Below are 17,962 nucleotides of genomic sequence, written 5' to 3' on the forward strand. Positions count from 1 at the left end.
TTGTCAGTTCCGCCGGCCTGCACGCCGGCTACGGTAAGTGTCGAGCACCACGGCAATGACGATCACCGCCCCGGTGATGATGCGCTTGGTCGGTTCGCTGGCACCGATCTGCGCCAGCCCCGCGGCCAGCACGGAAATGATCAGCACGCCGAAGAAGGTGCTGATGACCGAGCCACGCCCGCCCATCAGGCTGGTGCCGCCGATCACCACGGCGGCAATGACCTGCAGTTCCAGGCCAGAGCCGGCATTCGGGTCGGCCGCTTCCAACCGGGAAATCTGGAACAGCGCAGCCAGCCCGGCCAGCAGGCCCATCAGCGCGAACACCAGCACTTTGTAGGGCCGTGGGTCGATACCTGCCAGGCGCACGGCCTCTTCATTGGTGCCTATGCCGATCAGGTAGCGGCCGAACACCGTGCGGGTCAGTACCAGGTGGGCCAGCACGATCACCAGCAAGCCGATGATGAACGCTGGCGAGATGCCAAAGGCGACCGGGTCGGAGAACCAGGCATAGGCATCGCCGATATAGGCGGTGCGCGAGTCGGTGAACTGGTAGGCCAGGCCACGGGCCATTTCCAGCACGCCGAGCGAGACGATGAACGACGGGATGCGCCAGGCCACGGTCACGCTGCCAGTGATGCTACCGGCCAGCGCAGCCACGGCCATGCCCAGCAGCGCGGCGGGTAGCACGCCCCAGCCCCAACCGAGCATCGCCACGCTCACCGTAGACGCGGCCAGGGCCAGCACCGACCCCACCGACAGGTCGATACCGCCGATGATCAGCACGAAGGTCATGCCGACCGCCAGTACCATCAGGTCCGGGATCTGGTTGGCCAATGTGCTGAAAGTGTTGTACGACCAGAAGTGGCTGCTGAGGAACGAGAACAGCACGATCATCGCCAGCAAGGCGCCGGCCAGGCCCAGGTAGGTACCCAGGCCATAATAGGAACCGTTGCGGCGCACGGCGGCGCCTTGGCTGTCGAGCGGTGTGGTTTTCATACGTCCATCCTGGGGGCTGCCTCATGCAGCAGAGCGTCACGTTTCTGATAACCGGCAAAGGCTGCCGCCAACAGTTGATCCTGCGTCCAGTGCTCACGGTCGAAGGTGTCGATCAGGCGGCCGGCAGACAGCACGGCGATGCGGTCGCAGATCAACATCAACTCGCGCAGGTCGCTGGACACCACCACCAGGGCCTTGCCTTGGCGTGCCAGCTCGGCCAGCAGGCCGTAAATGTCGAACTTGGCACCGACATCGATGCCCCGGGTGGGCTCGTCGAACAGCAGCACCTGGCAGTTGCGCTCCAGCCAACGGCCGATCACGACCTTCTGCTGGTTGCCACCCGACAGCTCGCCCACCACCTGGTGCGCACCGGCGCTGCGAATACGCATGGCCTGGATCTGGCGCTCGGCCAAAGCCCTTTCCGCCTCGCCGTCGAGCACGCCGGCCCGTGACACGGCGCCAAGGTTGCCCAAGGCAATGTTGGCGCTGATCGACTGGCTCAGCAGCAGGCCCTCGCCTTTGCGGTCTTCGGTGATCAAGGCTATGCCTGCGCGCACGGCCGCCTTGGGCGAATCGATGGTCACCGGCTGCGGTGGCTGGCCCAATGCGATGCTGCCGCTGTCAGCACGGTCGGCGCCGTAGATCAGGCGCAACAACTCGGTGCGGCCCGCGCCGATCAGGCCGGAGATGCCGAATATCTCCCCCGCCCTGACCTCGAAAGATACCTCGCGCACCTTGTCGCTGCGGGTAAGCCGCTCGACCTTGAGCAAGGGTGCGCCAAGCTGCCGCCGGCCCAGGTCGATGTGTTCGCCCAGTTCGCGGCCCACCATGAGGTTGACCAGTTCGGCGCTGCTGTAGCGCTGGATGGGCTCGTCACACACCTGCCTGCCGTCGCGCAGTACGACGATCCGCTGGGCCACGCGCTGCAGTTCTTCCAAGCGGTGCGAGATGTAGACGATGGCCACCCCGCGCGCGCGCAGGCGGTCGATCTGGGTAAATAACAGTTCCACCTCACGCGCGGTCAGCATCGCGGTGGGTTCGTCGAAGATCAGCACGTGGCAGTCGCCGATCAGGTTACGGGCGATTTCGACCATTTGCTGGTGGCCGATACCCAGTTCGCCGACTGGGGTATCCGGGTCGATGGCATCGAGCCCGACCCTGGCCATGGCCGCCGTGGCCAACTGGCGCAGGCGTTTGTGGTTGATCCAGCCAAAGCGGCTGGGCAGGTTGTCGAGAAACAGGTTTTCCGCCACGGTCAAGGTTGGCAGCAGGTTCAGTTCCTGCATGACCATGCGCACGCCAAGGCGCTCGGCCTCGCTGCGGCTGGCGGGGGCGTAGGCCTGGCCGCGGTAGGTCATGTGCCCGGTGGTGGGGGTTTCCAGGCCGCTGATCAACTTGGACAGCGTGCTCTTACCCGCACCGTTTTCGCCGGTCAGGGCCAGCACTTCGCCGGCACGCAGATTCAGGCTGACCTCGCCCAGCACCGGCTGGGCGTAGGTCTTGCCAAGGCCGCTGGCAGCGAGCACCACTTCATTGGCCGATGCAGGCATGGCCGGTTCTCCTGGCAGGGTCGGGGCTACTTGGTAACGAGCTTGACTGGGGTCTGGATGACGTTGTCGGCAGCCACGTCAGGCTTTTCGCCTTTGACCATTTTCAATGCTGCCTGAATACCGAATACGGCTTGCTGGCTGGCGGCCTGGTCAAGGGTGGCGAGCACGCGGCCATCGGCCAGCATGGGCTTGATGGCGTTGATATTGTCATAGCCGACCACTTGCACCTGGCCCGCCTTGCCGGCGGCACGCACAGCCGAAACCGCACCCAGCGCCATGCTGTCGTTACCGGCCAGCAGCGCCTTCAGGTCGGGGTATTCGTTGAGCATGGAAGCGGCGACGGCGTTGCCTTTGTCGATCTCCCAGTTACCGCTTTGGACCGAGACGATGTTCATTTTGGCGGCTTCCATGGCGTCCTTGAAGCCTGCGGTGCGCTGCTGGGCGTTGGTGGTGGTTGGCACCCCTTCGATGATGCCCACCTGGTCACCGGCCTTGAGCTTCTGTTGGGCCAGGTACTCGCCCACCATACGCGCGCCTTTGCGGTTGTCAGGGCCGACGAAGGGCACGCTGATGCCTTTGCTCTTGAGCAGGTCGGGGTCCAGGCGGTTATCGATGTTGATCACCACCACGCCTTTGTCCATGGCTTTCTTCACCGCTGATACCAGCGCCTTGGAATCGGCCGGCGCGATCACCAGCGCCTTGGCGCCGGCGTTGACCATTTGCTCGACGATGCGGATCTGTTCGCCAGTGTCGGTTTCGTTCTTGATGCCGTTGGCAATCAAATCAAACTCAGCGGCGTGGCTTTTCTGGTAGTCCTTGGCACCGTCTTCCATGGTGCGGAAGAACTCGTTGGCCAGCGATTTCATGACCAGGGCGACCTTGGGCTTGTCTTCGGCGTGGGCGGCAGAAAACGGCAAGGCAAGGGAGAGTGAGGAAACGACAGCGAGGGCCAGCAGACGACCGGGGAACGGCAGCTTCATGGACGATGACTCCGAATCTTGTTTTTTTATCGGATCGCAAACGTTTGCGGTACGTAACTATGGAAACAGTACCAGGGTTTGTCAAATCCGTTTTTCAGGTCAGCGGCCGAAACCGTTGGCGCTGATTATCCAGAATCTTTCCGCAAAACCGAACACCTTTTCCTACGCCTGTTCGGATTCTCGAATGGAACACTACCCCCGCAACGCCCCCCCTGGGTCGCGCCGGGCTGCGCTGCACCTGCGCCAACCTGCGCTGCGGCCGTGGTTTCGGGGCTGCTGCGCACAGCACTGCAACACATGGCGGTGCCTGCACCACTGCGCGCGCAAGCTGGTATGAAAGATGCCTTGCAAGCTGCGCGATTCAAAAACCATCTCATTTGGAAGAGAGCACAAGAACGATGAATGCCGCACTGAAAACCTTTGCCCCCAGCGCCCTCGCCCTGCTGCTGGTCCTGCCCACCGCCGCCTCGGCCAAGGAAGCCGAAACCCGGCAGAAACTGGCCAACGTGGTCATCCTCGCCACCGGTGGCACCATCGCCGGCGCTGGCGCCAGCGCCGCCAACAGCGCCACCTACCAAGCTGCCAAGCTGGGGGTGGACAAGCTGATCGCCGGCGTGCCGGAGCTCGCCGACATCGCTAATGTGCGCGGCGAGCAGGTGATGCAGATCGCCTCGGAAAGCATCAGCAACGATGACCTGCTCAAGCTGGCCAAACGCGTCGCCGAACTGGCCGACAGCAAGGATGTGGACGGTATCGTCATCACCCACGGTACCGACACCCTGGAAGAAACCGCCTACTTCCTCAACCTGGTCGAGAAGACCGACAAGCCAATCGTGGTAGTCGGCTCGATGCGCCCGGGCACCGCCATGTCCGCCGACGGCATGCTCAACCTCTACAACGCAGTGGCCGTGGCCGGCGACCAGCAGTCGCGAGGCAAGGGCGTGCTGGTGACCATGAACGACGAGATCCAGTCTGGCCGTGACGTAAGCAAGGCCGTCAACATCAAGACTGAAGCGTTCAAGAGCGCCTGGGGGCCAATGGGCATGGTCGTGGAAGGCAAGTCGTACTGGTTCCGCCTGCCGGCCAAGCGTCACACGGTCAACTCCGAGTTCGACATCAAACAGATCAGCAGCCTGCCACAGGTGGACATTGCCTATGGCTATGGCAACGTGACCGACACCGCCTACAAAGCGTTGGCGCAACATGGCGCCAAGGCGCTGATCCACGCCGGTACCGGCAATGGCTCGGTGTCTTCACGGGTAGTGCCGGCGCTGCAGGAACTGCGCAAGGAGGGTGTGCAGATCATTCGCTCGTCGCACGTCAACCAGGGTGGCCTCGTGCTGCGTAACGCCGAACAGCCAGATGACAAGAACGACTGGGTGGTGGCACACGACCTGAACCCCCAGAAGGCGCGGATTCTGGCCATGGTGGCGATGACCAAGACCCAGGACAGCAAGGAGCTGCAGCGGATCTTCTGGGAGTACTGATACCCCAGCAACCTCAGCAGCCACAGGCTGCTGAGGCCCGCTTCACGGTTGCCTAAAGGGCCATGACCATTTCGTGCCAGGCCATGCCACCGTGGTCGGAGGGCGAAGGCCGCACGTACTGGTAGCCCATCTTGCGGTACAGCTCGACATGCTGCTCCTTGCACATCAGGTGAATGGTCTGCTTGCCTTGCGCCTTGGTCCGCGCAATGAATTCATCCATCAGCCGCTTGGCGTAGCCTTTGCCCTGGTGCGCAGGGTCCACCACCACCGACATGATCACCACATTGGCTGCCTGCGGGTCATGCCCGACCAACTCTTTGAACGCCTCGTCAGCCATCACCACGGCATGGGCACAGCCGCTGTTGATGAATCCCACGATGCCGCCCTGCTCTTCGAGCAACAGGAAGCCCTGTGGATACTGGCTGATACGGGTGCGGATCTTTTCCAGGGTGGCCGCCTCGTCGCCCTCGTAGGCACTCACCTCAATCTGGTAGCAGCGCTCGGCGTCGGTCATGACGGGCTGGCGGAATTGCAGGTTGCTCATGGGCAGGCTCCGGGTAACAAAATGGCAAGCCGGCCATTCTAAACCGCTGGCTGGCATGCGCGCAGCCGTTGCAAGGCACTTTGGCCACAGCGCTCTGCCACCGCGAAGCAGTACGGCTCAACCGTACAGGTAGTCGATATCCTTGTAGGCCAGCGGCGGCACCTGGCCCATCAGGAAGTCACGCAGCTTGTGCATCTGCCGCGCCTTGGGGCTGGCCTTGAGCCAGGTCATGTAGTACCCGTCGCCGGTGGCCACGGCATGCTTGAATGGCGTAACCAGGCGCCCGGCCGCCAGGTCGGCACTGGCCAGTACCAGGTCGACGACCGAAATGCCCAGGCCCTGCTGGGCAGCCGAAATGCCCTGGTCCAGCGTGTCGAATACCTGCCCCTGGTCGATACTGATGTGCAGCGCGTCCATCCGCGCCAACCAGCGCCGCCAGTCGCGCCGGTCGGGGGAAGGGTGCAGGAACTCGCACTGCGGCAGGTCGCTGAGGGCTGGCTGCGCTTGCGCCATGTAATCGGGGTGGCATACCGGTATCAGCCACTCGTCGAACAGCTTGAAGCTGTCGATGTCGGCAGGGAAGCGCCCGCTGGCCAGAAGAATGGCGCAGTCGTAAGGCTCGGAATAGAAGTCGACGCTGTCGATGTCCATCCACACGCTCGACAGCTGCACACTGCAGTGGTCTTCGTGCTTCTTGAACGCATCCAGCGCCCGCAACAGCCAGCGTACGGTCAGCGTGGAAGGCGCCTTCAGGCGCAAGCCATAACGGTCCTGGCGCAACAACGCGCAGGCATTTTCGATGATCTTGAAGCCCACTTTCAGTTCCTGGGCCAGCACACGGCCATGCTCGGTCAGGCTCAGCTTGGGCCCACGGCGCTCGAACAGGTCGCAACCAAACATGGCTTCGAGGGTCTTGATGTGGTGGCTGACCGCACCCTGGGTCAAGGCAAGCTCTTCGGCCGCACGGGTGAAGGAGCCATAGCGTGACGCCACCTCGAAGGCACGCAATGCGTGCAGGGCCTGGATGCGTTCCGACATGGCGATATCCCGAGCATGAGTGAGACTAATAGTAGGTCATAGTTCCACGCGTTTTACAACGTGAAGTGCGTCTCGGAAAATGCAGGTAAAAAACAAATATAACCAAGATCCTGCCTGCATATGACTGGAACGTTCATTTAAATTCACGCCTGGGGAAATCATGTTTACGGGATATGGAAATTGCTATCGCCTGGATGCGCTAGAGCTCGCCGCTGAACATGGTCATGACATGCAACACTGGACGTACACCACCGTAGAACAATTTCGCACCATTCTCGCCAACCCCGAATTTCCGTGCCTGTTCGGCCGCAAGGCGGTAAACGGCGAAACCTGTTACATCCTGTTCGCACGCGCCGAGCAACTGGCGGATGATATCGCACAGGGCCTGGCCGATTATGTGCGCCTCATCGCACCTATCACACCCCGGCAGCGCATCGGCAGCCCACTGGTGGTGTTTCTGCAGACGGCAGCCGACAGCAGCCTGAGCGAACAGCAGGCGCTGGCCTGGAAGGTGCTGCGCGGGGTGCATGCGCGCGACCCCCACCCCTGGCCACAGGGCATACCGACCGACCCCGCCGATACCGGCTGGTCGTTCTGCTACGCCGGCATGCCGCTGTTCATCAACATGAACTTCCCCGGCCACCAGCGCATGAAAAGCCGCAACCTGGGCCAGCACATCACCTTCGTCATCAACCCCCGGGAAAACTTCGACGAAGTGGCCGACACCAGCAGCGAAAGCGGCCGGCGCATCCGCGCGCGCATCCGCGAGCGGGTACACCACTACAACGATGGCGTCGTGCCCGACACCCTTGGCGCTTTTGGCGATGCCGACAACTACGAATGGAAGCAGTACCAGCTGCAGGAGGCAGGTTCGCTGAACCCGTCGCGCTGCCCGTTTCATACCCACACCGCACACCAGCCGACACCCGACATACTGATCGAGAACTGACCGTGAATACCGCACTCACCGCCACTTATGCCCTCACCGTCCTGCTGCTGATCGCCACGCCCGGCCCAGTGGTGGCACTGATCGTCAACACTGCGGCCGCTTCGGGCTCGCGCAAGGCCATGTTCACCGCCGTCGGCACCAACTGGGCGTCCCTGGTGCTGATTGGCGCAGCCGCCTGGATCATCCTCACCAGCGCGGCCATCGACAAGACCTGGCTCAACATCATGAGCCTGCTGGGCTGCCTGTTCATCGGCCACATTGCCGTGGGTACCCTGCGCGAGGCGCTGCAGGCGCCGGCTGCTGCGGCCTCGAACGAGGCCCCGAACGAGGCGGCCAAGCCCGGCCGTGGCGGGCTGCTGCAAGGGTTCATGGTGGGCATTTCCAACCCGAAGGACATCATCTTCTTCATCGCCTTCTTCCCGCAGTTCATCCAGATCACCGAGTCGTTCGGCAAAAGCATGGTGGTCCTGTCGCTGCTCTGGGTGGCCATCGACTTCGCTGTGCTCAGCCTGTACATCTTCGCCATCGGCAAGATCGCCTCGCAGCGTAGCAACCGGGTCATCAGCCTGGCGTCCGGAGTGGCGCTGCTGCTGATCGCCGCAGGCGGCCTGCTGTACAACCTGAAAGAACTGGCGGCCTGAAACTGCTGTGCACCCTACGGCGCCATTGAAGGAGCATTCATGAACCCCACCCACACCAGCCCGCCTCCTTCGCCGCTACCACAGGACTACCAGCGCTTTCTGCTGCGCGGCAGCCGCCGCGCGCCACACACCATGCATGTGCACGAAACCAGCTACCGCTCCGGCACCATCAACACCGATGCCCTGGGCCTGCGCTACAGCCATTGCGCCGGCAAGCGCTTTTCTGCGGGCGAGCGCGGCGGCGCTTCACGCATCAACTTGCTGGTGGGTGGCTCGACAGCCCTGGGCATCGGCGCCAGCTCCGACGAGCACACCGTGGCCTCGCACCTGTCGATGCTCACCGGCGAAGTCTGGCTGAGCCTGGCCGGTTGCGGGCTCAATGCCAGCCAGGAGCTGCTGTTGTTCCTGACCCACCAGCATCGCCTGGGCCAGCTCGGCCACGTGGTCGTGCTCAGCGGCCTGAACAGCCTGGCCCACGAAGCCCTGTGCGAAGTGCTTGCCAGCCCCGCAGCGGCCCATGGCAAGGCTTACCAAGACTTTCTCAACAGCTTCAGCGAAGGCCTGCAGCCTGCCACCGCCGCCCGCCGGCAATCGTTGTGGCGGCGCATTGGTCAAGCCTTGGCGCCGCCGCCGCCAGCCGAAGCCGTGGGCAGTTGGCCGCTATCCGCCCCGGAGAAGCGCCTGGCCCGCGCCGCCGACACCATTGGCCGCACGCTGCGGCAGTGGGACCGGTTGCTGGCCGACAGCCATGCCACCCTGACCTTCATCCTGCAACCGTTGCTGCCCTGGTGCCGGGAAACCCTGCCTGCCGGTGAACAGGCCATGTTGGCGGCACTGGAGCAGCAGCCGGGCAACTTCGACCGGCTGCTCGACGGCGCGTTCGACAGCCAACTGCACTCGGCGTTTTTTCGCCGCATCAAGAGCCAGGCCGATCCGGTCCCCTGCTACGACATGAACGGCATGCTCAGCAGCTCGCCCGTGTTCGGGGCAGATTTGTTCATCGATCGCCTGCACCTGAACGACCTGGGCAACAATGCCTTGGCCAAGGTGATCACCGCCAAGCTGGGCCTGGCCCAGGAAAAACACGCCCAACGTAATGTCACCCCTATCAGACTCGTCTGACATTTGCACAGCGGCCTTTCGGCCAGGCCCCTTGGCTGGCTAGAATACGTGGTCGTTCCGATTTCCCCGAGGCGCAATGCTTGACCGCCATGACCGTCGAAACCGTGCACTCTCACCTGGCCGCCCATGGGGTTCACCTGTGAGCCTGGCCATGCGCCTGCCCGCGCTGCTGGTTGCGTTACTGCCGCTGGCTGCCCAGGCGCTGGAGGTTAATATCGACCCGCATGCCGACCTGCTCTACCGCCAGGCGTTGCCATTGCTGGAACAGGCCGACAATCAGGAAGAAGGCAGCAGCACCCTGCGCACGTCGCTGGGCGCCGACCCGGAGCTCAGCCGCCAGGGGCAGGCAATGGCTCACACCTTGCCTACAGCGGTGGCCCTGTTGAAAAAGTCGGTCGAGCTGGGCCACCCGGTCGCCCAGTACCGGTTGGCCCTGTACTACATGACCTACCTTCCCGCGGCGCAGATCCCTGAAGCTGCCTGCCCGTTGCTCGAAGCCAGCCTAAAGCAGGGCTTTGCCGCACCCGCACCGGCCATCGCCACCTGGTGCCAGCCCTACAATGCCAGTAGCGATTACCGCACAGCCCTGGAGGCCATCCCCAGCATGGCCACCGTGTACGCCCCCTATTACCCGCAGCCTGCCACCCAGCTGGCCTGCCGACGCAACCAGCCACAAGGCCTGGAAATGCTGTGGGGCCGCCAGCGTGACTACCAGGCCGAGGTGTACCGCCTGCTCAGCGAACTGGACCCACAGCACCGGTTGAGCCTGCTGCAGAAGGCGGTCGACATCAATGGCTGCGTGACAGCGCAGCAACACCTGACCCGACACCCCTAGCCGGTGCCCGGGGGCATTACGGGCGCCCATGCCAAAAGCGCTGTCGACCAGCAAGATCGTTCAAGCCAACCCCCTGCCCGTCTGGCATGCTGGCCTGCCCTGTAAACGCATTGCAGACACCATGCCCACCATTGCTCGCCAAGCCTTTCTCCACGGCGCCATCGCCATCCTGCCGCTGTCCCTTGCCGTCGCCCCTTGGGGCCTGCTCGCCGGGTCGATGGCCATCGAGGCCAACCTAAGCCCTTGGCAGGGCCAAGGGCTGTCGGCCATCGTCTTTGCCGGCGCCGCGCAACTGGTGGCCATCGGCATGCTCAAGGGCGGCGCGAACCTGGCATCGATACTGCTGACCACTTTGCTGTTGACCTCACAGCACCTGCTGTATGGCCTGTCGATGCGCCCAGTGCTGTCCAACCAGCCGCTGCGCTGGCGGCTGGGCCTGGGTTTTCTGTTGACCGACGAATTCTTCGCCCTGACCAGCCAGTACGACCAGCAGCAGTTCAACCGCTGGTACGCGTTAGGGGTGGGCCTGACCTTCTACGTTGCCTGGAACCTGTTCACCCTGGCCGGCATCCTGCTGGGCCAGAGCATTCCACACCTGAACCAGTACGGGCTGGACTTTTCCATCGTCGCCACCTTCGTGGCCTTGATCGCGCCACTGGTGCGCAACCTCGCCACGCTGGCGTGCGTAGCCGTGTCGCTGTTCTGCTCGGTATTGTTCAGCTACTGGCACTGGGAGACCGCCCTGGTCGCCGCCGGGCTGCTGGGCATGAGCGCCGGTTTCATCTGCCAGAAATTTGCCGGAGCACGCACATGACCTGGGTGCTGATTTTTGCCATGGGCGCCATCGTGTTTCTCAATCGCTACGCGTTTCTGGAACCGCGCCTGCCCTTACGGCTTAGCTCCAACGCGCGGCAATTTCTGGGCTTTGCCGTGCCGGGCATGCTCACGGCTATCTGCGGCCCCATCATTTTCCTGCCCGAGCACCAGCTCGAACTGAGCCTGCTCAACCCCTACCTGCTGGGCTCACTGGCGGCCATCACCTTGGTGCTGTTGACCCGCAGCGTAGTGCTGAGCATGCTGGTGAGCATGTTGATCTTCTTCCTGTTGCGCAGTTGGCTGGCATGAGCGGGGCACTGCGCGAGCAGACACACCTTTGGCAGGCGCCAGCGCTGGGTGACGTCGAGATGCTGCACGCGCGTTACGTTCAGCAGCGCTTTGCCCCGCATGTCCACGAGGGTTATGTGTTCACCGTGATCGAGTCCGGGGCCCAGCGTTTCTGGCACCGCGGCAGCGAGCACCTGGCCCCGGTCGGCAGCATGGTGTTGATCAATCCGGACGAACTGCACACCGGCGTCACCGCTCACGAAGCAGGTTGGCGCTATCGCGGTTTCTACCCCGATCATGAACGGGTCACAGGGGTGCTCGAGGAACTGGAGCTGGGGCGTCACGGCATGCCCAGCTTCAAGGCCAGCGTGATCCAAGACCCTGCGCTGGCCGTTGCATTCAGCCAACTGCACCAGTTGTCAGAAGCCGGTGCCAGCGCCCTGCAGCAGCAAACCGCCTGGCGCCAGGCGGTGCTGGCGCTGGTGCAGCGCCATGGGCAATGCGCGGCGCCTTCGGCCCCGGGCCAAGAGCCCCTGGCAGTGGCCCGCGCGCGCGAACTGCTGGAAAGCCGGCTGGCCGACCCGCCTTCGCTGGAGGCGCTGGCAGCGGCGGTCAACCTGTCGCCATTTCACTTCGCCCGGGTGTTTCGCCAGGCTACCGGCCTGCCGCCGCATGCCTGGCTCAAACAGCGGCGCCTGGCCCGTGCACGGGAAATGCTGAAAAGCGGCCTGGTAGCGTCGCAGGTCGCGTTCGACTTGGGCTTTGCCGACCAGAGCCACCTGAGCCGGCAGTTCAAGCAGGCCTACGGCGTGCCGCCGGGCGTTTATCGCAGCGCCTGGAGGTCAGGCTGAGCTGTGGCACCTCGCCACAGGCAGGCCGCCTAGCCACTGCTACACTAACAGGGCTGAACGGAGGATCCTGCCATGTCCCAAAGAGAGCTCACCACCCTACTGTCGCTGATGAACCAGCGCCAGGCCTGCCTGAGTAGCGCGTGCAAGGAGATTGCCGACTGGATCGACCGGCAGGGCGATGTGCCCGCCGCAGGCAAGATTCGCGCGAGTTTACGGGCGCTGGAAGCCGACGAGGCGCAAGTCCGCAAGACCTTGACCTCGCTGACCCTCGACCGGCCACTGCCCAAGTTTCGCAGTTGACCGGCGCGCCAAGGCTGCCTTGCTGGAACCTGTCAGTGCTGCATGTGCATGTGGTCGTGGCCGCCGCCCGCCTCGGCGGTGAGCGCGCGCACTTCAGCCTGCACTTCCAAGGTTTCCTTGGCGCCTGTGGCGTCTTCGATGGTCAGGCTCAGCGGTACTTTTTCGCCTTCCTTGACCTGGCCGTTCAGGCCCATCAGCATCACATGCAGCCCATTCGGGTCCAGCGTAACGGCTTTGCCCGCGGGTAGCTCGACAGCCTTCACCTCACGCATGCCCATCACATCGCCGTTCATGGTCATTTCGTGTACCTGAACGGTCTTGGCAACTGGCGACGCCACGCTCACCAGCTTGCTGTCGCTGCTGGCGGTCAGGGTCATGAATGCGCCGGTGGACTGCTGGTGCGGCACGCTGGCACGCACCCAGGCTTCACTCACGGTGGTCTGGGCCAGGGCCGGCAGTGCCAGCCCGGCAAGGGCCAGGGCAGTCAAGCCGCGTTTGATCGGTTGCATCAACATTCAGCAGATCTCCATCAGGGTGACCAGGTCTTCGGCGCATTCCTTGGCTGTCAGGGAATGGCCCAGGCTCAGGCGCAGGGTGCCACGTGTATCGTAGACGTAGCTGGTGGACGAATGAGAAATGGTGTAGGTGTCCCCGGCCGGGACTTTCTCGTAGAACACCTTGAATTCCTTGGCTACTGCGGCAATTTCTTCGGGGGTGCCGGTCAGTGCGATGAACGTGGGGTCAAAGGCCTTGACGTAGGCATCGAGCACCTCGGGGGTGTCGCGCTCCGGGTCCAGGGTGATGAACACCACCTGGAACAGGTCGCGGTCGCGGCCGCGCAGCGTCTTGCGTATCTGCGCCGCACGCGCCAGCGTGGTCGGGCAGATCGCCGGGCACTGGGTGAAACCGAAGAAAATCATGGGCATGCTGCCGTAGAAGCTCGACAGGGTACGCACGTTGCCTTGCGGGTCCTTGAGGCTGAACTTGCGCCCGAGGATCTCGTTGCTCATGTTCTTGCCGTACTTGAACTCGAGCCCCCGCGCCGGGCTGCAGCCCGCCAGCAGGCCGAGCCCGAGAACGCCCATGCCGGCGACGACTGCCCGCCGGCTATATAGATCATTCATGAAACCATCCTTTACAGGGAAGGTGCCGGCCCTCGGGACGGGCCGGTCGAAAAAACCGGGGCATTCTGGCATGACACCCAGAGGGGTTCTACCCGACTTGGGCAGGTAAGGCCTGCAGCCCTTGAAATACGGGCTGCGGCCTGTTGTCGCAGGGCTTGAAAACGTAACACTTTATTGCTAAGTGTGCGGACTTTAGCGGCCTGTTCAGGCGCGGCCTCGTGTCGCGATCGGGCTGCAACGCAGCCAGAGCAAGCATGAGCCAAGGCAACGGTGCTGCTGCAGCCCAGCAGCTGCCGGAAGGCTTAGTAGTAGGCGTTTTCTTTCTGGCTGTGGTCAGTCACGTCACGCACGCCCTTCAGCTCCGGGATACGCTCGAGCAGGGTGCGCTCGATGCCTTCTTTCAAAGTTACGTCAGCCTGGCCGCACCCTTGGCAACCACCGCCAAACTGCAGCACAGCAATGCCGTCGTCCACTACATCTACCAGGCTGACCTGGCCGCCATGGCTGGCCAGACCAGGGTTGATCTCGGTCTGCAGGTAGTAGTTGATACGCTCGTTGATCGGGCTGTCTTCATTGACCATCGGCACCTTGGCGTTCGGCGCCTTGATGGTCAGCTGGCCACCCATGCGGTCGGTGGCGTAATCGACCAGGGCATCTTCCAGGAACGGCACGCTGACCGCATCCAGGTAAGCGGTAAAGCTCTTGAGGCCAACGGCGGTGTCGTCAGGCTTCTCTTCGCCCGGCTTGCAGTAGGCGATGCAGGTTTCGGCGTACTGGGTGCCCGGCTGGGTGATGAAAATACGAATGCCGATGCCAGGCGTGTTCTGCTTGGAGAGCAGATCGGCCAGGTAGTCATGGGCGGCGTCGGTAATGGTTATAGCGCTCATGTAGGTTCCTCACAGACTTGCCGCCAAGTGTACGCCAACCGGCGCATCGAACAAAGTCCTAGTATTTGACTCGGGAAAGCGCATAGGCCGGCTCGCCCCCTCGCGGCGCCGCCAGCCACGCCTGCATGCGCCGGTACAGGCCACGTTCCAGCCAGCAATAGCTGAACCACGACATTAGTCCAATGGACGGCACGCACACGGCGAATACCCAGTAAGGATTCAACTGCAGCCGCTGGCTGGCGAACCAGCCGGCATACAGCACCAGCACATGGACCAGGTACACGGAATACGAGCAGTCGCCCAGCGCCTTGAGCAGCCGGTTGCCTTTGAACATCGGTTCCAGGGCGATGAAGGCCAGCACGATCATTGCGCTCGGCACGCCCCAATGCAGCAAACGCTGCGATGCATCGAGGTGATAGATGGCCAGGCCTGCCGCCCCCAGCAACAGCAACGCCAGCACCCGGCCCTGGCGGATCAGCCCATGGCGGTACAAGACCCCAAGGCCGATGCCGAGCAGGAACTCATAGATGATGTCGTTGTTGTAAAAGCGGCTGAGCAAGCCAAACCGCCCCAGCACCTCGCTGACCAGCAGCAAGGCGCCAGCCACCAGCAACAGGTGGTGCCGTTTGCGCACAAGGAAAGCCAGGCCGAACAGTAGGTAGAAGAACATTTCGAAGTTCAGCGTCCAGCCCACGTTCAAGGTGGGATACAGGCCATAACCGCCGGGGTTCTCCGCCGGGATGAACAGCAGCGACAGCAGCAGGTGATGCCAACTGAACACCTGGTGCGGCATCCATTGGCTAAACGCCAGCAACAGCAAGGCCATCAGGGCCGTATAGAACCAGTAGGCGGGAACGATGCGCAGCACCCGGTTGAGCAGAAACTGGCGCGGCTCGACCGGCTTGTCGCAGGTCGACAGGTAGATGACCAGCCCACTGATCACGAAGAAGATGTCCACGCCCACGGCGCCCCGGTCAGTGAGCAATTGGCCGACGGGGCCCGTGGCATGGAAATCGAAGAAGATCTGCATGAAATGGTGGCAGACCACCACCCAAGCGGCGAACGCCCGCAATGCCTGAAGCGAATACAACATGAAAGAACCTGCGCTTTTCGGTGCATTGAGGCCCGTATCGGCTGCGTGAGCACCGATACAGGCCACCTAACCCTTTCCGACCGCAGGTGTATCGGAAAGGTCAGCCAAACCGATCAGAGGTTTTCGTAGCGGTTCATGTCCAGCACCCCGGCCTCGAGCGGCTCGGTTTCCTTGATGAAGCTGTTCAGGTCATGGAAGTAGCGCCAGAACTCTGGGTGGCTGCGGCGCACGCCCCAGCGCATGACAATGCGTTCGAACTTCGCCGCATCGTCCTTCGCGTACTCCATGTCCTCGACGAATTCCGGCACATCCTTGGTCGGGATGTTGAACATGAAGTTGGGGTAACTGCTGAGCACACCGGGGTACAGGGTCAGGGTGTCCAGGCCAGGCTGGTAGCGATAGGCCTCGCCAAGCAGGAAGGCCACGTTGCTGTGCGCGCGGTTGCGTAGCAGGCTGTACACCTGGCGCTGGCCGCCCTGCCCTTCGATGCGCAACATCGTCGCCTCGGGCAGCTGGTTGATCACCTTCAGCCCGGCCGCCGGGCGCGAGACCAGGCGGCTTAGCGACTGCTCGGCATTGCGGAACTCTTCGCTCATTTGCGGCCGCGAGCAGAAGGCGCCCTGGCAGCGGTTGATCGGGTCGGGCGCGGCATTCAGGCTGCCGGTGCGCTGCAACAGCTTGAGGCCGAAGTCGCGCGTGGGGTTGCGCGGGTCAAGCTTGATACCGCTCGGCGTGTCACTGTCGATGTCCTCGTAGTCCAGCCACATCTTGACCTTGCCGCTGTTCTGGTACCAGTCGCCAAGAATCGCCTTGCGCTGGTCTGCCGGCATCAGGCGCAGGAAATTGACCTCGGCACCGTTGCGGATCAGGTCGAAGTACAGGCGCGTCTGCAACTGGTGGGACACGTTGCCATACACATCGAAATTGACTGCCAGCTGGTAATAGGTGCGTTCGAGCAGCGGGTAGTCGAACAGCCAGACGGTAAGGGGCACGTCGCCGACCAGGCCCTTGGTGACCGAGGCGCTGTCGAAATGACGGAATATGCTCAGCAAGGCATTGTCGTTACCGGCCCACAGCGTCGCCCAGCCTGGGGCCGGCAGCTCGGCATAGGCTTCCCGGCGCAGCTTTTCATACGCGTTGCGCTTGTCGCGGTACGCGTGCCACAGGCTCAGCACACTGCCCACGTCGTCGTTCTGGCCTGGCATGGCCAGCAACGGCGTGGCTTCGCCGCGGTAGTGCGCATCGGTGATGTAGCGGTCGTGCGCGGGCTCCTGGAACAACGCCCAGAAGTTGTCGCGAATCACGTCGGTGGCGATCTGCCCCCGGCAGACAGGCCCGCGGATGAAGGTGCGCACGAAGTACTCGGCGTTATCCAGCATGAACTGGTAGCGCGCCACCGCCGGGATGGCCTCGAAGGTTTCGAACGGGTTGGCGCGGTGGCGTGGGCCATAGCCGGGCAGCGCGCTGGCATGCCAGTCACCGGCATAGAACAGCTGCTTCACCCGCTTGAGCTTTTGCGGCCCCATTGGGTAGGTGATGTGCGTCTTGTGCACGATCACGCCCTGCACCGGGATCAACCGGTAGTAGAAGTCGGTACCGGGCGGGTCGTTGGGCCGCCGCGTGGCGATGATGTCTGCTGGCTGGCCGCTTGGCGTACGCGAGCGCACCCACTGGAAGAAATGGCCCTGCTCACCCCCTGTAAAATAGATATGCGCCAGGAAAAGGTGCTCGTACAGCCAGCGGCCAACCAGTGCTTCGGTGGAGCCCGGGCGGTTGAGCAGTTCCTCCCATTCGGCGATTTGCCGGGCTTCGGCAGCGCTGGGTTGGATCGGCTGGTATTCGACCGGCGCGCCGGCGGCCAGCCAACGGCGCATGGTGTCGTATTCCTGGTCCGTCAACCCGGTCACGGCCAGCGGCATGCCTTCCCTGGGATGGGCGCCGGCGTAGGCATCGAACTCATGGGGCAAGGGGCACATGTTGTTGCGGTTCAGGCCCAGGACGATCTCGTCAGGCACCTTGGCATTGGGCGTGAGTGGCGTCTTGTGCCCCAGTTCGAGCATGCGCGCCATCAGCGCGGCCTGGCTGCCCTGGTTGTCGAGCACCGAGTAGAAGCCTTTCTTGCGCCACTCGCTCTCGCTGTGGGCGTCGTAGAACAGCCGCGTGGTGGGCACTGCCTGGCTGCGCTCGCCCTGGTACACCGGAACCTTGCTGGCCCCGCGTACTGCGCCTTCGGGGCTTTCCAGCTTCAGTTGGCAGGCGGCATCGTTGCAGGCGTGGCAGGCCACGCATTTCTCGGTGAAAATGGGTTGAACGTCCCGGGTGTAGGATATGGCCGGGCTCGACTGGGGAGCTTGCCCAAGCACCGCGCCACTGAGGAGCAGGGCGAAAGCGCCGGCAAGGATACGTTGCACCATGTGCGGAAAGTCCTGGTTCTTGAAGCCATCACGATTTGTTGCCTGGT

The 17,962-nt window shown here is 63.1% G+C and carries 19 protein-coding genes; 9 read left to right on the forward strand and 10 right to left on the reverse strand.

Features of this window, described 5'->3' with window-relative positions; genetic code table 11:
- Positions 1–3 precede the first annotated feature (3 nt).
- The 3 genes from AACG97_RS17400 to AACG97_RS17410 are packed head-to-tail and all read right to left on the reverse strand — an operon-like array spanning position 4 to position 3,526.
- Positions 4–996, reverse strand: coding sequence for an ABC transporter permease (locus tag AACG97_RS17400; RefSeq protein ID WP_047149979.1), 993 nt, complete (start codon positions 994–996; stop codon positions 4–6).
- Positions 993–2,546 (reverse strand): sugar ABC transporter ATP-binding protein, encoded by a 1,554-nt coding sequence (locus tag AACG97_RS17405; RefSeq protein WP_009685893.1) that lies wholly within the window; start codon positions 2,544–2,546, stop codon positions 993–995. The genes AACG97_RS17400 and AACG97_RS17405 overlap by 4 nt, the downstream gene beginning before the upstream one ends.
- Before the next feature lie 26 nt (positions 2,547–2,572).
- A complete protein-coding gene (locus AACG97_RS17410; RefSeq protein ID WP_197885134.1) occupies positions 2,573–3,526 on the reverse strand; it encodes a sugar ABC transporter substrate-binding protein in 954 nt (317 codons plus the stop codon).
- Positions 3,527–3,924: 398 nt separating this feature from the next.
- On the opposite strand from AACG97_RS17410, the gene AACG97_RS17415 reads away from it, so the two are divergent.
- On the forward strand, positions 3,925–5,013 hold the full coding sequence (locus tag AACG97_RS17415; RefSeq protein WP_009685895.1) for an asparaginase: 1,089 nt from the start codon (positions 3,925–3,927) through the stop codon (positions 5,011–5,013).
- A 52-nt stretch (positions 5,014–5,065) separates the two neighbouring features.
- Here AACG97_RS17415 and AACG97_RS17420 read toward each other — a convergent pair whose 3' ends face one another.
- Together AACG97_RS17420 and AACG97_RS17425 are read right to left on the reverse strand one after the other, a co-directional pair.
- Positions 5,066–5,557 carry a GNAT family N-acetyltransferase gene (locus AACG97_RS17420; RefSeq protein ID WP_009685896.1) on the reverse strand — a complete coding sequence of 164 codons (492 nt, stop codon included), beginning with the start codon at positions 5,555–5,557 and terminating at the stop codon, positions 5,066–5,068.
- 117 nt (positions 5,558–5,674) lie between these two features.
- Positions 5,675–6,595 carry a LysR substrate-binding domain-containing protein gene (locus AACG97_RS17425; RefSeq protein WP_029884919.1) on the reverse strand — a complete coding sequence of 307 codons (921 nt, stop codon included), beginning with the start codon at positions 6,593–6,595 and terminating at the stop codon, positions 5,675–5,677.
- Between the two features lie 160 nt (positions 6,596–6,755).
- Between AACG97_RS17425 and AACG97_RS17430 the strand changes: the two genes are divergently transcribed.
- The 8 genes from AACG97_RS17430 (at position 6,756) to AACG97_RS17465 (ending at position 12,397) form a co-directional block, all read left to right on the forward strand.
- Positions 6,756–7,544: a YqcI/YcgG family protein gene (locus AACG97_RS17430; RefSeq protein WP_047149980.1), complete on the forward strand. Its 789-nt coding sequence runs from the start codon at positions 6,756–6,758 to the stop codon at positions 7,542–7,544.
- A gap of 2 nt (positions 7,545–7,546) precedes the next feature.
- Positions 7,547–8,185, forward strand: coding sequence for a LysE family translocator (locus tag AACG97_RS17435; RefSeq protein ID WP_115294176.1), 639 nt, complete (start codon positions 7,547–7,549; stop codon positions 8,183–8,185).
- 39 nt (positions 8,186–8,224) lie between these two features.
- The gene (locus AACG97_RS17440) at positions 8,225–9,307 is read left to right on the forward strand and encodes a hypothetical protein (RefSeq protein WP_009685900.1); all 1,083 of its coding nucleotides are present in this window, start codon (positions 8,225–8,227) and stop codon (positions 9,305–9,307) included.
- Between the two features lie 139 nt (positions 9,308–9,446).
- Entirely contained in the window at positions 9,447–10,142 is a 696-nt protein-coding gene (locus AACG97_RS17445; RefSeq protein WP_047149981.1) for a hypothetical protein, read from the forward strand.
- 121 nt (positions 10,143–10,263) lie between these two features.
- The gene (locus AACG97_RS17450; protein ID WP_197885148.1) at positions 10,264–10,956 is read left to right on the forward strand and encodes an AzlC family ABC transporter permease; all 693 of its coding nucleotides are present in this window, start codon (positions 10,264–10,266) and stop codon (positions 10,954–10,956) included.
- Positions 10,953–11,267 carry an AzlD domain-containing protein gene (locus tag AACG97_RS17455; protein ID WP_009685903.1) on the forward strand — a complete coding sequence of 105 codons (315 nt, stop codon included), beginning with the start codon at positions 10,953–10,955 and terminating at the stop codon, positions 11,265–11,267. Before AACG97_RS17450 ends, AACG97_RS17455 begins: the two co-directional genes overlap by 4 nt.
- Positions 11,264–12,097, forward strand: coding sequence for an AraC family transcriptional regulator (locus tag AACG97_RS17460; protein WP_225786096.1), 834 nt, complete (start codon positions 11,264–11,266; stop codon positions 12,095–12,097). Before AACG97_RS17455 ends, AACG97_RS17460 begins: the two co-directional genes overlap by 4 nt.
- 72 nt (positions 12,098–12,169) lie before the next feature.
- Positions 12,170–12,397 carry a hypothetical protein gene (locus tag AACG97_RS17465; RefSeq protein ID WP_029884913.1) on the forward strand — a complete coding sequence of 76 codons (228 nt, stop codon included), beginning with the start codon at positions 12,170–12,172 and terminating at the stop codon, positions 12,395–12,397.
- Positions 12,398–12,429: 32 nt separating this feature from the next.
- Here AACG97_RS17465 and AACG97_RS17470 read toward each other — a convergent pair whose 3' ends face one another.
- From AACG97_RS17470 to AACG97_RS17490, 5 genes are all read right to left on the reverse strand, one after another.
- Positions 12,430–12,912: a copper chaperone PCu(A)C gene (locus tag AACG97_RS17470; RefSeq protein WP_197885130.1), complete on the reverse strand. Its 483-nt coding sequence runs from the start codon at positions 12,910–12,912 to the stop codon at positions 12,430–12,432.
- Positions 12,913–13,521 carry an SCO family protein gene (locus tag AACG97_RS17475; RefSeq protein WP_009685906.1) on the reverse strand — a complete coding sequence of 203 codons (609 nt, stop codon included), beginning with the start codon at positions 13,519–13,521 and terminating at the stop codon, positions 12,913–12,915.
- Between the two features lie 302 nt (positions 13,522–13,823).
- Entirely contained in the window at positions 13,824–14,408 is a 585-nt protein-coding gene (gene nfuA, locus AACG97_RS17480) for a Fe-S biogenesis protein NfuA (RefSeq protein WP_003250416.1), read from the reverse strand.
- 58 nt (positions 14,409–14,466) lie between these two features.
- On the reverse strand, positions 14,467–15,501 hold the full coding sequence (locus tag AACG97_RS17485) for an acyltransferase family protein (protein ID WP_197885128.1): 1,035 nt from the start codon (positions 15,499–15,501) through the stop codon (positions 14,467–14,469).
- 113 nt (positions 15,502–15,614) lie between these two features.
- Entirely contained in the window at positions 15,615–17,915 is a 2,301-nt protein-coding gene (locus AACG97_RS17490; protein WP_232555039.1) for a fatty acid cis/trans isomerase, read from the reverse strand.
- Between the last annotated feature and the right edge of the window lie 47 nt (positions 17,916–17,962).

The sequence above is a fragment of the Pseudomonas sp. Nvir genome (assembly GCF_963778085.1).
Classification (GTDB): Bacteria; Pseudomonadota; Gammaproteobacteria; order Pseudomonadales; family Pseudomonadaceae; genus Aquipseudomonas; species Aquipseudomonas juntendi.

Coding starts and splice junctions, on each gene's coding strand:
- AACG97_RS17490 (WP_232555039.1), bottom strand. CDS start 17,915: ATGGTGCAACGTATCCTTGCCGGCGCTTTCGCCCTGCTCCTCAGTGGC.
- AACG97_RS17460 (WP_225786096.1), top strand. CDS start 11,264: ATGAGCGGGGCACTGCGCGAGCAGACACACCTTTGGCAGGCGCCAGCG.
- nfuA (WP_003250416.1), bottom strand. CDS start 14,408: ATGAGCGCTATAACCATTACCGACGCCGCCCATGACTACCTGGCCGAT.
- AACG97_RS17410 (WP_197885134.1), bottom strand. CDS start 3,526: ATGAAGCTGCCGTTCCCCGGTCGTCTGCTGGCCCTCGCTGTCGTTTCC.
- AACG97_RS17470 (WP_197885130.1), bottom strand. CDS start 12,912: ATGTTGATGCAACCGATCAAACGCGGCTTGACTGCCCTGGCCCTTGCC.
- AACG97_RS17440 (WP_009685900.1), top strand. CDS start 8,225: ATGAACCCCACCCACACCAGCCCGCCTCCTTCGCCGCTACCACAGGAC.
- AACG97_RS17450 (WP_197885148.1), top strand. CDS start 10,264: ATGCCCACCATTGCTCGCCAAGCCTTTCTCCACGGCGCCATCGCCATC.
- AACG97_RS17475 (WP_009685906.1), bottom strand. CDS start 13,521: ATGAATGATCTATATAGCCGGCGGGCAGTCGTCGCCGGCATGGGCGTT.
- AACG97_RS17425 (WP_029884919.1), bottom strand. CDS start 6,595: ATGTCGGAACGCATCCAGGCCCTGCACGCATTGCGTGCCTTCGAGGTG.
- AACG97_RS17400 (WP_047149979.1), bottom strand. CDS start 996: ATGAAAACCACACCGCTCGACAGCCAAGGCGCCGCCGTGCGCCGCAAC.
- AACG97_RS17420 (WP_009685896.1), bottom strand. CDS start 5,557: ATGAGCAACCTGCAATTCCGCCAGCCCGTCATGACCGACGCCGAGCGC.
- AACG97_RS17405 (WP_009685893.1), bottom strand. CDS start 2,546: ATGCCTGCATCGGCCAATGAAGTGGTGCTCGCTGCCAGCGGCCTTGGC.
- AACG97_RS17415 (WP_009685895.1), top strand. CDS start 3,925: ATGAATGCCGCACTGAAAACCTTTGCCCCCAGCGCCCTCGCCCTGCTG.
- AACG97_RS17455 (WP_009685903.1), top strand. CDS start 10,953: ATGACCTGGGTGCTGATTTTTGCCATGGGCGCCATCGTGTTTCTCAAT.
- AACG97_RS17465 (WP_029884913.1), top strand. CDS start 12,170: ATGTCCCAAAGAGAGCTCACCACCCTACTGTCGCTGATGAACCAGCGC.
- AACG97_RS17430 (WP_047149980.1), top strand. CDS start 6,756: ATGTTTACGGGATATGGAAATTGCTATCGCCTGGATGCGCTAGAGCTC.
- AACG97_RS17485 (WP_197885128.1), bottom strand. CDS start 15,501: ATGTTGTATTCGCTTCAGGCATTGCGGGCGTTCGCCGCTTGGGTGGTG.